Genomic DNA, 14,298 nt, shown 5'->3' with positions numbered 1-14,298 from the left:
TGCGCGGCGGGTGTTACCCGACCGGATCCCTCCTGTTTCCCTGGAGGAACCTTGCGCTCAGCGCGTCCCGGCGCCCTCTGTGAGGGCGGGGGCACGGCCGGTTGGACGGTGTACCCACCACCTGCTTAAGGTCGCGGACATGCCTGAGATCACCCTCACCACCCTGGTCCTCCTCTGTCTGGCCGCCGCCGCGGCCGGCTGGATCGACGCGGTGGTGGGCGGCGGTGGGCTGCTCCTGCTGCCCGCCCTGCTGCTGGGACTGCCGCACGTCCCGGCCGCGCACGTGCTCGGCACCAACAAGGCCGTCGCCATCGTCGGCACGTCGGGCGCCGCCGTGACCTATGTGCGCAAGGCGCCGGTCCGGGTGGGCACCGCGGTGCGGATCGGGCTCATGGCGCTCGCCGGATCGATGACCGGCGCCTTCTACGCGGCGGGGATCAGCAGCGACGTGCTGCGCCCGGTGATCATGGTGGTGCTGCTCGCCGTCGCGGCCTTCGTGATGCTGAGGCCGTCCTTCGGCACCGCGGCGGCCGGCGACGGCACGGACAAGAAGGTCACCCGTGCCCGCACGGTCACCGCGATCGTTCTGGTCGGCGGCGGTATCGGCTTCTACGACGGGCTGTTCGGGCCCGGCACCGGAACCTTCCTGGTGCTGGCGCTCACGGCCGTGCTCCACCTGGACCTGGTCACCGCCTCCGCCACCGCCAAGATCGTGAACGTCTGCACCAACGCGGGCGCGCTGGCGATGTTCGCCTACCAGGGGACCGTGCTGTGGCAGCTGGCCGCGCTGATGGCCGTATTCAATCTGGCGGGCGGGATGTTCGGGGCGCGGATGGCTCTCAGGAAGGGCAGTGACTTCGTCCGCGGGGTCCTGCTGGTCGTGGTGTTCTCGCTGGTCGCCAAGCTCGGGTTCGACCAGTGGACGGCCTGATCAGCGCACCTGGGTGAGGTGGGCGTACGCCACCACGTTGCCCAGGTAGCCCGTCTCCCGGGTGAAGCCGCCGCCGCAGGTGATCAGCCGGAGCGAGGCGTGCGGGGTGGCGCCGTAGACCCGCTTGTCGGGGAACTCGTCCTTCTCGTACACCTCGACCGCGTCGACCGAGAAGACGGCGGTACGGCCGTCCCCGCGGTCGATCTCGACCGCGGCCCCCTTCTTCAGGGACCCGAGGGCGTAGAAGACCGCCGGTCCCTCGGCGTTGTCGACGTGCCCGGCGACTATCGCGGTGCCCCTGGCCCCGGGCGGGGTGCCGTCCTCGTACCAGCCCGCGAGGTTCCGGTTCCCGGCGGGCGGTGTGTCGAGGGCGCCCGCCGCGTCCAGTCCGAGACCCGTCATGGGCGCGTCCACGCCGATGCCCGGGATGCGGATCCTGACCGGCGCGGAGGAACGCAGCGGCTCGGCGACCGGTGTGCCCGGCCGTACCTCGGGGCCCGCCGCGAAGGCCTCGGCCCTCGACGGCTGGGGGGCGACGGTCCGGACGGCCACGCCGTTGTGGACCAGCCACACCCCGCACAGCGCGACGATGCCGGCCAGCCAGGCCCGGGCCCTCAGTGCCGTCCTGTCCACGTCCCGTCCTCCGCCGCTCGCCCTCAGCGGTACAGGCCGCCCGTGCGGCGGCGGCGCAGCAGCAGGGCGCCGCAGAAGGCCGCCGCCCCGACGAGGGCGGCGCCCGCGGCGAGCTGCGCGGTGTCGGGGGCGGCGCTGCCGCCGACACCCGTCCCCACGTGCCCGGACGGGCGGCTGGGGCTGGGCGCGGTCGTGGGCCTGTGCCCGGGCCGCGCGGGCGGCTTCGCGGAGCCGGGATCGGCTGTCCCGGGCGGGGTCAGGGGTTCGGGGCGGTCGCCGGGCGCCGTGGCGGCCCCGGGCGGCTGAAGCGTCGCGGCCTCGTCCCCGGTCCCCGCCTCTGCCTCGTCCGTCTCCGGCCAGGCAGGTCCCGATACGGCTGCCAGGTCCTCGGCGGGCTCCAGGCCCCCGGCGGGCTCCAGGCCGTCGAGCGGCTCCGGCTCCTCGGCCACCGGGTCCTCGGCCGGCTCCGGGCCGGCGGCCGTCCCCGGGGCCGCGGGCGCCGCCCCGCCGCTGTCGCAGGCCGCCGTGTCCGGCACCGCCGCGTCGTCAGGTCCGCAGTCCGCCGCGGAGGCCGCGGCCGACACGGCGGTGAGCTCCGGTCTGCCGAGGCCGGCCGCATGGGCGGACGGGGCGGCGAGGCCCAGCGCGGCGGCGGTGAGGGCCGCGGCGGCGGTACCGGTCACGAGGCGGGCGGGGCTGCGCATGGGAATCCTCCGGGCAGACGGATGTGTCCTGCCTCCGAGGTAACGGTCCGCGCCCGCCGCCCGCATGCTGACGCATGATCAGCTTTCACCCGTCCGGCCCCGGGGGGCGTCCCCGCAGGTCCGGTCCGGCGCAGGTTGCGGCGGTGCCGGGGCCGGCGGGACCGTCCGGTGCCGATCGGGTGACCGTCTTCCGCCCGTCCGCCCGCTGTGACGCACGTCACATGAATGGTCTCCGGTCGGCCGGGAACACGCCTCTTATCCCCCCACGGGACGGCAGCCCCCCGCCGGCCCCATGGCAACCGCCCTCTTCGGCCCACCCCCCCCGGGACCGGTGAGGGCGGTGTCATGTCCCTCGCACCTCAGTCCTCGCGCGTGCCACTCCCGTCCGTCGCGGACCAGGTGATGTCCGGCGGCCGCACCCGGGCGCACCGGGGCTGTCCCCTGTCGTCGGTCAGGCGGAGCCGCGCGGTGAGGTGCCCCGTCCTGGCGGCGGCCTCCAGGACCTCGGGGTCGATGTCGCTCATCATCAGCTTGGCGCGCCGGAACATCGTGAAGACGCCGGAACCGTCCACGGTGCCCCAGGACAGATAGGCGAAGCGCCCCCCGAGCCGGTTCTGGATGTACGGGCCCGACACCTCGACGCCCTCGGTGGTGGACACCGCGGTGCAGTCCAGCGTCCAGGAGGCGTGCGCGGCGTCGCCCGGATGCATGCCGAGCAGTTCGCCGGGCCGGTCCTTGCGCTGCACGCCGACGTGGATGTTGTCGAAGCCGGCGAAGTCGGTGTCGGGACCGCAGGTGCGGCCCGGGAGTTCCGAGGCCTCGATATGGATCTGCATGGCCCCATGGTCCCGCATGCGGGGGAGGCCGGCCCCGCTCGCCCGGGACTCCTGGTCAGACCCGCTCGCACGGGGCGTCCGCGTACGCCCGGGTGAGTAGTCCCATCAGCTCCTCGTCGACGGCGAAGGTGGTGTGGTCGATCCGGTGGACCGGCGCGACGCCCTGTGAGTTGCTGACGAACGCCGACCGGTACGCGCCCAGGTCCTCCAGCGTCACTCCGCGCCGCAGCGAGGGCCTGCCCGCCCGGGCCAGACCGCTGTCCAGCAGCGCCATGGTGATGCCCTCCAGCGCCGGGGCGTCCGGCCAGACGACCGCGGTGCCGTCCCAGAAGCCGATGTTGGTGACCGCCCCCTCGGTCACCATCCCGCCGGGCGACGTCAGCAGCGCGTCGTCGAAGCCCGCCCGCCGGGCCTGCTGTCCGTAGTAGGTCTGGGCGAACTCGCCGGGCCGCTTGATGTGCGGCACCGCCCGCGCGAACGGGACCGACATCAGGCTCCGGGGCGTACGGTCCGCGGGGGCGGGCCCCCGCACCGTCACCATCGGGACCGGCGCCGTGCTTCCCGGCGGCATGAAGCCGTGGACCCGGACCGACGCGTCGTGCCTCCTGGCCCCGTCGAGTGCGTGCCCGATCAGCTCCCGTACGCGCTCCCCGTCGAGGGGGAATCCGAACAGCTCCTGGTTCGCGGAGTCCAGCCGGTCCAGATGCAGGGCGAGTCCACGCACCATGCGGTCCCTGACCTGCATCGCGGTGAAGTGTCCGTAGCCGGCGAAGGCCGGGATCCGCAGGTCGTCCCCGGTGGCGGGGTGGCCGTCGAGCTCGACGTAGAGGTCCGGTACGGAGATCGTCATGGCCTCCAGCCTAGGCGTCGCGGTGCGGCGCTTGACCTCAACCATGGTTGAGGCACGAGGCTGCGGTGCATGGACCTCAACACACCTGCTCCCACCCCGTCCGACGCCCCGCTGAAGGTGGCCGTCATCCTCGGCAGCAACCGCGAGGGCCGCTTCGGTCCCGTCGTCGCCGCATGGTTCCTCGGGCGGGCGGCCGGCCACCCGGACATCCAGGCCGAGCTGATCGATGTCGCCGAGACCGAGCCGCCCGCCACCGATGCCGCCGCGGCGACCGCGAAACTGGCACGCGCCGATGCCTTCGTCGTGCTGACCCCCGAGTACAACCACTCCTACCCGGCCCCGCTGAAGAACCTCATCGACCGGCATTTCGCCGAATGGCAGGCCAAGCCCGTCGCGTTCGTGTCGTACGGCGGGATCTCCGGCGGCCTGCGGGCCGTCGAGCACCTGCGCCAGGTCTTCGCCGAACTGCACGCAGTCTCCGTGCGCGACACCGTCTCCTTCCACCAGGCCGGTGCCCTCTTCGACGACCGGGGCGTGCTCAGGGACCCGGCCCAGGCGGACGGGGCCGCCAAGAGGATGCTCGACCAGCTGGTCTGGTGGGGCCGCGCCCTGCGCGAGGCCAGGACCCGGCACCCCTACGGTGGCTGACGCGGCACCGGCGGACAATCGAAGGGCCACGGACACCGAGAACGAGGAGACCCCGGTATGACCGAGCCCGCATGGCTGACCGTGCTGACCACCACGGACAGCGAGGACAAGGCCCGCACCCTGGCCCGGGGCGTGGTGGACGCGCGGCTCGCCGCCTGCGCCCAGATCTCGGCACCCGTCACCTCCGTCTACCGGTGGGAGGGCGCCGTGGAGTCCGGCCAGGAATGGCAGGTGCTGTTCAAGACGACGGCCCGGCGGTACGACGAGCTGGAGGCGCACCTCCTCGCGGCGCACGACTACGGGACGCCGGAGATCATCGCCGTGCCCGTCGTGCGCGGCAGCGACCGCTATCTCGCCTGGGTCTCGGCGGAGACGGCGCCCGTGGCGAGCCTGTGACGGACGACCGGCTGCCGTTCTTCGTCTACGGGACGCTGCTCCCCGGAGAGGCCAACCACGACCGGTTCCTCCGGGGCCGCACGCGTGAGGAACGGCCGGCCGTGCTGCCGGGCGCCCTCCTCTACGAGGGGCCGGGCTATCCGTACGCCGTCGACGGCCCGGGCACCGTCCACGGCACGCTGGTCACCGCGGCGCCCGGGGCCTACGCGGAGTTGCTCGGGCTCCTGGACGACCTGGAGCAGTACCTGGGCCCGGGCCACCCGCGCAACCTGTACGACCGGGTGGCCCGCGGGGCCCACCCGCCGCCGCGGCCGGCCGGCGGCCCCGCACCGGGCACGCACGGCCCCGCCCGGGCCGACGCCGGAACCGTCCCGGGCGGGACCCAAGGCTGCGGAACCGTCCCGGGCGGGACCCTCCCGGTCGGCGGACCCGTCCCGGGCAGGACTCTCCAGGGCGGCGAACCCGTCCGTGCCTGGGTCTACCTCGCGGCCGCCCCCGTCGCCCGCTCCCTGCGCACCGGCGGCAGGCCCGTGCCGGGCGGCGACTGGCTCAGCCGGCGGCCTCCACCCGCACCGCGCACACCTTGAACTCCGGCATGCGCGACACCGGGTCCAGCGCCGGGTTCGTCAGGGAGTTGGCGCGGCCCTCGCCCGGCCAGTGGAACGGCATGAACACCGTGTCCTGCCGGATCGCCACCGTGATCCGGGCCGGTGCGACCGCCCGCCCACGCCGCGAGGTGACCGCCACCCTCTCGCCCTCGGCCACCCCGATCCGCTCGGCGAGCCGCGGGTGCAGCTCCACGAACGGCCCGGGCGCGGCGGCGTTCAGCTCGGCCACCCGGCGGGTCTGCGCCCCCGACTGGTACTGGGACACGACCCGCCCGGTCGTCAGCACCACCGGGTACTCCGCGTCCGTCTCCTCCGCCGCGGGCCGGTGCGTGACCGGGACGAACCTGGCCCGCCCGTCGTCCGTCGCGAACCGTTCCAGGAACAGCCGGGGCGTCCCGGCGTGCTCCTCGTCCGGGCAGGGCCAGAACACCCCGTCCTCCGCCTCGATCCGGGCGTAGGTGATGCCCGCGTAGTCGGCGGGGCCGCCCGCCGAGGCCCGCCGCAGCTCGTCGAAGACCTCCTCCGGATCGGCCGGGAAGCCCTTGCCATGCCCCAGGAGGGACGCCAGCGCGTTCAGCACCTCCAGGTCGCTGCGCACCCCGTCCGGCGGTGTGACCGCCCGCTGCCGAAGCAGCACCCGGCCCTCCAGATTGGTCGTGGTCCCGCTCTCCTCCGCCCACTGCGTCACCGGCAGCACCACATCGGCCAGTGCCGCCGTCTCCGACAGCACGACGTCCGCGACGGCCAGGAAGTCCAGCGAACGCAGCCGCTCCTCGACGTGCCCCGCACGCGGTGCGGACACGACCGGATTCGACCCCATGACCAGCAGCGACCGCACGTCCTGCCCCAGCGCGTCCAGCAGCTCGTACGCACTGCGCCCCGGCCCCGGCAGCGAGTCCGGGTCCACACCCCAGACCCCGGCCACATGGCGCCGCGCCGCGGGGTCGGTGAGCTTGCGGTAGCCCGGCAGCTGGTCGGCCTTCTGGCCGTGCTCCCGGCCGCCCTGGCCGTTGCCCTGGCCGGTCAGGCAGCCGTAGCCGGACATCGGGCGGCCCGCCCGGCCGGTGGCCAGGCAGAAGTTGATCCAGGCCCCCACCGTGTCCGTGCCCTTGGCCTGCTGCTCGGGTCCCCGCGCGGTGAGCACCATCCCGCTCTCCGCGCCGCAGAACATCTCCACGGCCTCGCGCAGCTGCGGCACGGACACCCCGGTGAGGCGCTCCACCAGCTCCGGCCAGTGCGCCATCGCACCCGCCCTGGCCTCGTCCCAGCCGCTCGTCCGGGTACGGACGAACTCCTCGTCCACCCGCCCGTCCGCCACGACCAGGTGCAGCATGCCGAGCGCGAGGGCCAGATCCGTGCCCGGCCGGGGCGCCAGATGCAGATCCGCCTGCTCGGCGGTCCTGGTCCGGCGGGGATCGATCACGATCAGCCGGCCGCCGTTCTCCCTCAGCTCGGTCATGTAGCGCAGCGCGGGAGGCATCGTCTCCGCGAGGTTCGAGCCCACCAGGATCACGCACCCGGTCCGGGGGATGTCCTCCAGGGGGAAGGGCAGACCGCGGTCGAGGCCGAACGCCCGCTGGTGGGCGGCCGCCGCCGACGACATGCAGAAGCGGCCGTTGTAGTCGATCTGAGAGGTGCCGAGCACCACCCGGGCGAACTTCCCGAGGGCGTACGCCTTCTCGTTGGTGAGCCCGCCGCCGCCGAAGACGCCCACGGCGTCCGCGCCGTGCTCCGCCCGTGTCCCGCGCAGCCTGTCCGCTATCCGCCCCAGCGCCTCCTCCCAGCTCGCCGGCGCCAGGTCGCCGCCCGCGTCGCGCACGAGGGGGCCCGTCAGCCGCACACCGGCGGCCAGCACGGCGGGCGCGGTGCGCCCCTTGCCGCACAGGGCTCCCCGGTTGACGGGGAACTCGGTACGCTCCACGACCTCGACCACCCCGCCGTCGGCGACCGGTCGCAGCTTCATCCCGCACTGGAGCGCGCAGTACGGGCAGTGGGTGGACGTCTCGGTGCGGGCCATGCGCCCAGCGTGCGAGGCCGGTATTACGAGGACCGGTGCGTCCGGTTACGCGCCCGGTACGCGCACCTCAGCCCGCCCCGCCCGCCGCCGTGAGGTCGCCCGTGAGCGCCTCCGCCACCCCCGGCTCCCGCGGGCCCAGGAAGTGCGGATCCGGCTCGAACACCGCGTCGAGGAGCGCCTTGCCCGCGGCGAACACCTCCCGCGTCCCGCCGTAGTACCAGGTCACATCGTGTACGTCGTCGGCCCCCACCCCGTACGCGTCGATCCCGGCCGACCGGCAGAGGGCGATCGCCCGCCGGATGTGGAAGCCCTGGCTCACCAGGACGGCCCGGTCGACCCCGAATATCCTCTTCGCCCGGACACAGGAGTCCCAGGTGTCGAAGCCCGCGTGGTCGCTGACGATCCGCTCGTCCGGCACGCCCCGGCCGGTGAGGTACGTGCGCATGGCGTCCGGTTCGTCGTACTCCACGCGGCTGTTGTCCCCCGTGACGAGCACGACCCGGACCGTGCCGGCCCTGTACAGCTCGGCGGCGGTGTCCAGCCGGTGCGCGAGGTACGGCGAGGGCCGGCCCTCCCACAGGCCCGCCCCGAACACCACGGCGACCTGCTGCGCCGGGGCGTCCGCCGCCGTCCGCACCCGGGCGTCCGCCGTGGTGTACAGCCAGGCCGCGGGTGCCAGCGCCACGGCGGAGGCGACCATCAGCGCCTGCACCAGCCGCCGCTGCCCCCGCCGGGTCCGCGGCGGCCGCAGCCGCGCGGCGGCCCGCCGCCCCAGGGCTCCGAGCCGCGCGCGGCGGAGCCCCCTCGGTGTCCTCAGCCGCATGCCGCGCCCCCCGCGCTCGTACCGGTTCTCGAGGAGGAGGACGAACGGCGCGGACGAAAGGTTCGCGGAGCCGGTGCGGCACGTCCGGTGCGAGCACGTCCGGTGTGAACGGGTACTGACACCGAGGGCCGCCTTCAGGTGAGGCGGAGGCAAACACCCGTCACCGGTGCGAAACGGCCCGGCAACCTCCGCCCGGCACCATCGGTGCATGACGGAGACGGCACCGGAACACCCCCGTGAGTCCCTGCCCCTCGACAGCACGGCGCAACTCCTGACGCGCATCACCTCGCAGCTCGGAAACCAGCTCTGCCTCGTCTCCCTGAACGGAACCCGAAGGCCCATGCACCGCATCCGCAGATCCGCCCCCACCCTGGTCGCCGTCGCGCACGGCAGCCGGGACCCGCAGGCCCTGCGCACCGTCCTGGAGCTCCTGGACCGGGTACGGGAGCTGCGGCCGGGCCTCGACGTCCGGCTCGGCCACATCGAGCTGAACGAACCCCTGCTGCCGGACACCCTGGACGGCATCGGGCGGGGTGACGCCGTGCTCGTACCGCTGCTGCTCGGCCGCGGCCACCACGTCCGCCACGACCTGCCCCTCGCCGCGTCGGCCGCGAGCCACCTGCGGACCCGTGTCGCGGACCCGCTCGGACCGCACCCGCTGCTCGTCGAGGCCCTGTACGAGCGTCTCGTCGAGGCCGGGTGGCGGGACGAGGACGGCACCCGCCGCGACGCCGCCGTCGTGCTCGCCGCCGCCGGGTCGCGCGACCCCGACTCGGACGTCGACGCGCGCCGCACCGCCGCCCTGCTCAGCGACCGCCTCGGCGGCGTGCCCGTGGTGCCCGCGTACGCCTCGGCGGCCACGCCCACGGTGCCGGCCGCCCTGCGGGCGCTCGCCGCCCGGGGCCGCCACCGTGTCGCCCTCGCCTCGTACTTCACGGCGCCCGGCCGCTTCGCGACCGTCTCGGCCGCCGCCGCACCGGGCATCGCCGCCGCACCGCTCGGCGCGCACCCGGCGGTGGCACGCCTCGTGCTGCACCGCTACGACCGGGCCGTGGCCGGCACCGTCCCCGCCCACGACGCCCTGACGCACCCCCACCTCCTGGCCTCCGCCTGACCCTTCCTGTCAGCACGCCGGTCTAATGTCGGAGGCATGGACGGTACGCACCACCCCAGGGACACGCCCTACGGCACCGCTGACACCGAGCGCTGGGACACCGAGCCCGACAAACGGCCCGGCCGCACCGCTTTCCAGCGGGACCGCGCGCGGGTGCTCCACTCCGCCGCCCTGCGCAGGCTCGCCGGCAAGACCCAGGTCGTCACCCCCGGCACCCGCGGCCACGCCTGGGACGCCAGCCCCCGCACCCGCCTCACCCACTCCCTGGAGTGCGCCCAGGTCGGCCGGGAGCTCGGCGCCGCCCTCGGCTGCGACCCCGACCTCGTGGAGGCGGCCTGCCTCTCCCACGACATGGGCCACCCGCCCTTCGGACACAACGGAGAGCAGGCGCTCAACGACTTCGCGTCGGACTGCGGCGGCTTCGAGGGCAACGCCCAGTCGCTGCGCCTGCTGACCCGCCTCGAACCGAAGCGCTTCGTCCGCGACCCCCGCAGCGGGGAACTCGTCAGCGTCGGGCTCAACCTCACCCGGGCCGCCCTCGACGCCGCCACCAAGTACCCGTGGTCCCGGGGCGCGCACCCCACGGACCCCGGCTCACCGAAGTTCGGGGTGTACGAGGACGACCTGCCGGTCTTCGCCTGGGTCCGCAAGGGCGCCCCGCAGGACGGCAGATGCTTCGAGGCGCAGGTCATGGACTGGTCCGACGACGTCGCCTACTCCGTGCACGACTTCGAGGACGGCCTGCACGCCGGGCACATCGACCCGGGCTGCCTCTTCTCCGAGCCGGAGCGCGCGGACATCTGGGACGTCGCCGTCGGGCGCTACGTCCCCGCGGACACCGACCCCCAGGAGCTCGCCGACGCCCTCGACCGGCTCACCGCCCAGGAGTGGTGGCCGCACGGCTACGACGGCACCGCGGTCGCCCAGGCCCGGCTGAAGGACGCGACGAGTCAGCTCATCGGCAGGTTCTGCCTCGCCGCCGAGGCCGCCACCCGCGCCGCGTACGGGCGGGGACGGCTCGGCAGGTACGGCGCCGAGCTGATCGTGCCGCGCGAGGTGCGCAACGAATGCGCCGTCCTCAAGGCCGTCGCGGACCGCTACGTCATGCAGCGCGCCGAGCAGGAGGTCATCCGCGCGGACCAGCGGGTCGTCATCGCCGAGCTGGCCGCCGCCCTCACCGCCCGTGCACCCGAGGGCCTCGAACCGCAGTTCCACGCCCTGTACGAGGCGGCCGCCGACGACCGGGCGCGCAAGCGGGTCCTCGTCGACCAGATCGCCGCACTGACGGACGCGTCCGCACGCTCCCTTCACGGGACGCTCATGGGCGCCGGGCAGACTGGACCATGACCGGGCCACATGCCTGTGGCTGTGACCTGATCGGGACACACCCTCTTTCGCCATCACCCCGCGTGCGGGACGCTCGCAGGTGGCGGCGCCGCGCAGCACAGTACCGAGGAGGCATCAAGTGGTCGACGCACATCGGACGTTCGTCATCATCGGCGGGGGACTCGCCGGCGCGAAGGCGGCCGAGGCACTCCGGGCGGAGGGCTTCAGCGGCCGGGTGATCCTCATCGGCGACGAGCGCGACCATCCCTACGAACGGCCTCCCCTCTCCAAGGGATACCTGCTGGGCAAGGACGAACGGGACTCCGTCTTCGTCCACGAGACCGCCTGGTACGCGGGCGCGGACATCGAGCTCCACCTCGGCCAGGTGGTCACCTCCATCGACCGGGCCGGCCGGTCCGTGCAGCTCGGCGACAACACCGTCGTCCACTACGACAAGCTGCTGCTCGCCACCGGCGCCGAGCCCCGCCGCCTCGACATCCCCGGCACCGACCTGGTCGGTGTCCACCACCTCCGTCGCATCGCCCACTCCGACCGGCTGCGGGGCGTCCTCGCCGCCCTCGGCCGCGACAACGGCCACCTGGTGGTCGCCGGAGCGGGCTGGATCGGCCTGGAGGTCGCCGCAGCGGCCCGCGGCTACGGCGCCGAGGTCACCGTCGTCACCCCCTCCGCGACCCCGCTGCACCACGTCGTCGGCCCGGAGGTCGGCCAGATCTTCACCGATCTGCACGCCGAGCACGGGGTCCGCTTCCACTTCGGGGCACGCCTCACCGAGATCACCGGAGAGGACGGCCTGGTCCTCGCCGCCCGTACCGACGACGGCGAGGAGCACCCCGCCCACGACGTACTGGCCGCGATCGGCGCGGCGCCGCGCACCTCGCTCGCCGAGGCCGCCGGGCTCGACATGGCGGACCGCTCCCAGGGCGGCGGTGTCGCCGTGGACGCCTCGCTGCGCACCTCCGACCCGCACATCTACGCCGCCGGGGACATCGCGTCCGTGGACCACCCGCTCTTCGGCGGCCGGCTGCGCGTGGAGCACTGGGCGAACGCCCTGAACAGCGGACCCGCCGCCGCGAAGGCCATGCTCGGCCAGGACGTGTCGTACGACCGGGTGCCGTACTTCTTCTCCGACCAGTACGACCTCGGCCTGGAGTACTCCGGCTGGGCACCGCCCGGCTCGTACGACCAGGTCGTCATCCGGGGCGACGCGGGAAAGCGCGAGTTCATCGCCTTCTGGCTGAAGGACGGCCGGGTCCTCGCCGGGATGAACGTGAATGTGTGGGACGTCACCGAGAGCATCCAGAAGCTGGTCAAGGCCGCCCGGCCGGTCGACCCGGACGCCCTGGGCGACCCCTCGGTGCCCCTGGATTCCCTGCTCTGAGCGGTGGGGCCGGCCGTCCGGCACCGGCAGGCACCCGGCCGCGTGCGCCGCTGCCGGCCGGTCCCGGACGACCGGCCCCACCCGTAGACTTCACACGTGGCAGGCAGGATCAATGACGACGACGTGAAGGCGGTCCGGGACGCGGTCCCGATCGACGCCGTCGTGTCCGAGTACCTCCAGCTGCGCAACGCGGGTGGCGGCAACCTCAAGGGACTCTGCCCGTTCCACGACGAGAAGTCCCCCTCCTTCCAGGTGAGCCCGGGCAAGGGCCTCTTCCACTGCTTCGGCTGCCAGGAGGGCGGCGACACGATCGCCTTCGTGATGAAGATCGATCACCTCACCTTCTCCGAGACGGTCGAGCGGCTCGCCGCCAAGGCGGGCATCACCCTGCGGTACGAGGAGGGTGGGTACAACCCCTCCCACCAGCGCGGGGAGCGCATCCGGCTGGTCGAGGCGCACAAGATCGCGGCGGATTTCTACCGCGAGCAGCTGAACGGCCCCGAAGCCGAGATCGGCCGGAAGTTCCTCGCCGGACGCGGCTTCGACCAGGACGCCGCCGCCCACTTCGGCGTCGGCTACAGCCCCGCGGGCTGGGACCACCTCACCCGCTTCCTGCGCGGCAAGGGCTTCAGCGACAAGGAGCTCATCAGTTCCGGCCTCTCCCAGGACGGCCGCCGGGGCCCCATCGACCGCTTCCGCGGGCGGCTGATGTGGCCGATCAGCGACACCTCGGGCGAGATCGTCGGCTTCGGCGCCCGCAAGCTGCGCGACGACGACAACGGCCCGAAGTACCTCAACACCCCCGAGACCTCGATCTACAAGAAGTCCCAGGTGCTGTACGGCATCGACCTGGCCAAGAAGGACATCGCCAAGGCGAGCCGCGCCGTCGTCGTCGAGGGCTACACCGACGTCATGGCCTGCCACCTCGCCGGGGTCACCACCGCCATCGCCACCTGTGGCACGGCGTTCGGCAACGACCACATCAAGATCCTCCGACGGCTCCTGATGGACAACGGCAGCGCCCGCGTGATCTTCACCTTCGACGGTGACGCCGCAGGCCAGAAGGCCGCCCTGCGCGCCTTCGAGGACGACCAGAAGTTCGCCGCCGAGACCTACATCGCGATCGCCCCGGACAACATGGACCCGTGCGACCTGCGGCTCGCCAAGGGCGACGACGCCGTCCGCGACCTGGTCGAACCCCGCACCCCGCTCTTCGAGTTCGCCCTCCGGCAGATCGTCGGCCGGTACGACCTGGAGACCCCCGCCGGCCGCGCCGCGGCGCTCGACGAGGCCGGGCCCGTGGTCGCCCGCATCAAGAACAGCTCCTCGCAGCACGAGGTCGCCGTCCAGCTGGCCGGCCTGCTGGGCATCCTCGACACCCAGTTCGTGGTCAAGCGCGTCGGCCAGCTCGCCCGCTGGGCCCGCGACCGGGGCGAGCGCGGACCCGCGCAGGGTGGGCCCTCCCGGGGCGGCCCCCCGCAGCACCAGATCCAGGCCCCGAAGGCACCCGCGGGCCCCGCGCTCAACCTCCGCAGCCCCGCCCACCGCACCGAGCGCGAGCTGCTCAAGCTGGCCCTGCAGAAGCCCGCCCTGGTCTCGCCCGCCTTCGACGCCTACGGCATCGACGAGTTCACCGCCCCGCCGTACGCGGCGGTCCGCCAGTGCATCGCGGAGGCGGGGGGCGCCGAGCAGGGGCTGGCCGAGACCCGCGAGTACCTGGTCAACGTCCTGGACGCGGCTCCCGACAACACCGTGCGCAACCTGGTCACCGAGCTCGCCGTCGAGGTGTTCCACGGCAAGACGATCGACGAGACCTACGCGGGCATGCAGCTCGTCCAGGTCCGCCTGCGCGCCGTCGACCGCCGGATCGACGACGTCCAGGGCAGCCTCGCCCGCCTGGGCAGCAACGTGGCGCCGGACCACCTGGCCGCCGCGCAGAACGAGGTCTGGGTCCTCCAGCAGTACGCCCAGTCGCTGCGCAGCCACGGCGCCGACGCGCTCTAGCAGCGCTGG

Annotated in this window: 14 protein-coding genes; 8 read left to right on the top strand and 6 right to left on the bottom strand. The window is 73.9% G+C overall.

Annotation, left to right across the window (positions count from 1 at the left end; all coding sequences use genetic code 11):
* Positions 1-139: 139 nt before the first annotated feature.
* Positions 140-931 carry a sulfite exporter TauE/SafE family protein gene (locus OG488_RS12195; RefSeq protein ID WP_329228667.1) on the top strand — a complete coding sequence of 264 codons (792 nt, stop codon included), beginning with the start codon at positions 140-142 and terminating at the stop codon, positions 929-931.
* Here the strand turns inward: OG488_RS12195 and OG488_RS12190 are convergent, their stop codons facing one another.
* From OG488_RS12190 to OG488_RS12175, 4 genes are all read right to left on the bottom strand, one after another.
* On the bottom strand, positions 932-1,564 hold the full coding sequence (locus OG488_RS12190) for a class F sortase (protein ID WP_329228665.1): 633 nt from the start codon (positions 1,562-1,564) through the stop codon (positions 932-934).
* 23 nt (positions 1,565-1,587) lie between these two features.
* Positions 1,588-2,268 carry a hypothetical protein gene (locus OG488_RS12185; protein WP_329228663.1) on the bottom strand — a complete coding sequence of 227 codons (681 nt, stop codon included), beginning with the start codon at positions 2,266-2,268 and terminating at the stop codon, positions 1,588-1,590.
* 359 nt (positions 2,269-2,627) lie between these two features.
* Entirely contained in the window at positions 2,628-3,104 is a 477-nt protein-coding gene (locus OG488_RS12180) for a DUF5990 family protein (RefSeq protein ID WP_329228662.1), read from the bottom strand.
* Positions 3,105-3,159: 55 nt separating this feature from the next.
* Positions 3,160-3,954, bottom strand: coding sequence for an aminotransferase class IV (locus OG488_RS12175; RefSeq protein WP_329228660.1), 795 nt, complete (start codon positions 3,952-3,954; stop codon positions 3,160-3,162).
* A gap of 69 nt (positions 3,955-4,023) precedes the next feature.
* Here OG488_RS12175 and OG488_RS12170 point away from each other — a divergent pair, with 69 nt between their 5' ends.
* The 3 genes from OG488_RS12170 to OG488_RS12160 are packed head-to-tail and all read left to right on the top strand — an operon-like array spanning position 4,024 to position 5,585.
* Entirely contained in the window at positions 4,024-4,602 is a 579-nt protein-coding gene (locus OG488_RS12170) for an NADPH-dependent FMN reductase (RefSeq protein ID WP_329228657.1), read from the top strand.
* A 57-nt stretch (positions 4,603-4,659) separates the two neighbouring features.
* A complete protein-coding gene (gene cutA, locus OG488_RS12165; protein ID WP_329228655.1) occupies positions 4,660-4,998 on the top strand; it encodes a divalent-cation tolerance protein CutA in 339 nt (112 codons plus the stop codon).
* Entirely contained in the window at positions 4,995-5,585 is a 591-nt protein-coding gene (locus OG488_RS12160; protein ID WP_329228653.1) for a gamma-glutamylcyclotransferase family protein, read from the top strand. Before cutA ends, OG488_RS12160 begins: the two co-directional genes overlap by 4 nt.
* Here the strand turns inward: OG488_RS12160 and OG488_RS12155 are convergent.
* Together OG488_RS12155 and OG488_RS12150 are read right to left on the bottom strand one after the other, a co-directional pair.
* The gene (locus tag OG488_RS12155; protein ID WP_329228651.1) at positions 5,548-7,623 is read right to left on the bottom strand and encodes a molybdopterin oxidoreductase family protein; all 2,076 of its coding nucleotides are present in this window, start codon (positions 7,621-7,623) and stop codon (positions 5,548-5,550) included. The two genes, OG488_RS12160 and OG488_RS12155, sit on opposite strands and share 38 nt — an antisense overlap.
* 67 nt (positions 7,624-7,690) lie before the next feature.
* Entirely contained in the window at positions 7,691-8,446 is a 756-nt protein-coding gene (locus tag OG488_RS12150; protein WP_329228649.1) for a SanA/YdcF family protein, read from the bottom strand.
* Positions 8,447-8,654: 208 nt separating this feature from the next.
* Between OG488_RS12150 and OG488_RS12145 the strand changes: the two genes are divergently transcribed.
* The 4 genes from OG488_RS12145 (at position 8,655) to dnaG (ending at position 14,289) form a co-directional block, all read left to right on the top strand.
* A complete protein-coding gene (locus OG488_RS12145) occupies positions 8,655-9,560 on the top strand; it encodes a sirohydrochlorin chelatase (RefSeq protein ID WP_329228647.1) in 906 nt (301 codons plus the stop codon).
* A gap of 36 nt (positions 9,561-9,596) precedes the next feature.
* Positions 9,597-10,907 carry a deoxyguanosinetriphosphate triphosphohydrolase gene (locus tag OG488_RS12140; RefSeq protein WP_329228645.1) on the top strand — a complete coding sequence of 437 codons (1,311 nt, stop codon included), beginning with the start codon at positions 9,597-9,599 and terminating at the stop codon, positions 10,905-10,907.
* Positions 10,908-11,025: 118 nt separating this feature from the next.
* Entirely contained in the window at positions 11,026-12,285 is a 1,260-nt protein-coding gene (locus OG488_RS12135; protein WP_329228643.1) for an NAD(P)/FAD-dependent oxidoreductase, read from the top strand.
* Positions 12,286-12,381: 96 nt separating this feature from the next.
* Complete coding sequence (gene dnaG / locus OG488_RS12130; protein WP_329228641.1) at positions 12,382-14,289, top strand: DNA primase; 1,908 nt, start codon at positions 12,382-12,384, stop codon at positions 14,287-14,289.
* Positions 14,290-14,298: the final 9 nt, after the last annotated feature.

Source organism: Streptomyces sp. NBC_01460 (genome assembly GCF_036227405.1).
GTDB lineage: Bacteria > Actinomycetota > Actinomycetes > Streptomycetales > Streptomycetaceae > Streptomyces.
The sequence above is the reverse complement of the archived record's forward strand: the minus strand, read 5'-3'. Positions and strand labels throughout refer to the sequence as shown.

Coding starts and splice junctions, on each gene's coding strand:
- OG488_RS12180 (WP_329228662.1), bottom strand. CDS start 3,104: ATGCAGATCCATATCGAGGCCTCGGAACTCCCGGGCCGCACCTGCGGT.
- cutA (WP_329228655.1), top strand. CDS start 4,660: ATGACCGAGCCCGCATGGCTGACCGTGCTGACCACCACGGACAGCGAG.
- OG488_RS12150 (WP_329228649.1), bottom strand. CDS start 8,446: ATGCGGCTGAGGACACCGAGGGGGCTCCGCCGCGCGCGGCTCGGAGCC.
- OG488_RS12175 (WP_329228660.1), bottom strand. CDS start 3,954: ATGACGATCTCCGTACCGGACCTCTACGTCGAGCTCGACGGCCACCCC.
- OG488_RS12185 (WP_329228663.1), bottom strand. CDS start 2,268: ATGCGCAGCCCCGCCCGCCTCGTGACCGGTACCGCCGCCGCGGCCCTC.
- OG488_RS12195 (WP_329228667.1), top strand. CDS start 140: ATGCCTGAGATCACCCTCACCACCCTGGTCCTCCTCTGTCTGGCCGCC.
- OG488_RS12145 (WP_329228647.1), top strand. CDS start 8,655: ATGACGGAGACGGCACCGGAACACCCCCGTGAGTCCCTGCCCCTCGAC.
- OG488_RS12170 (WP_329228657.1), top strand. CDS start 4,024: ATGGACCTCAACACACCTGCTCCCACCCCGTCCGACGCCCCGCTGAAG.
- OG488_RS12140 (WP_329228645.1), top strand. CDS start 9,597: ATGGACGGTACGCACCACCCCAGGGACACGCCCTACGGCACCGCTGAC.
- OG488_RS12155 (WP_329228651.1), bottom strand. CDS start 7,623: ATGGCCCGCACCGAGACGTCCACCCACTGCCCGTACTGCGCGCTCCAG.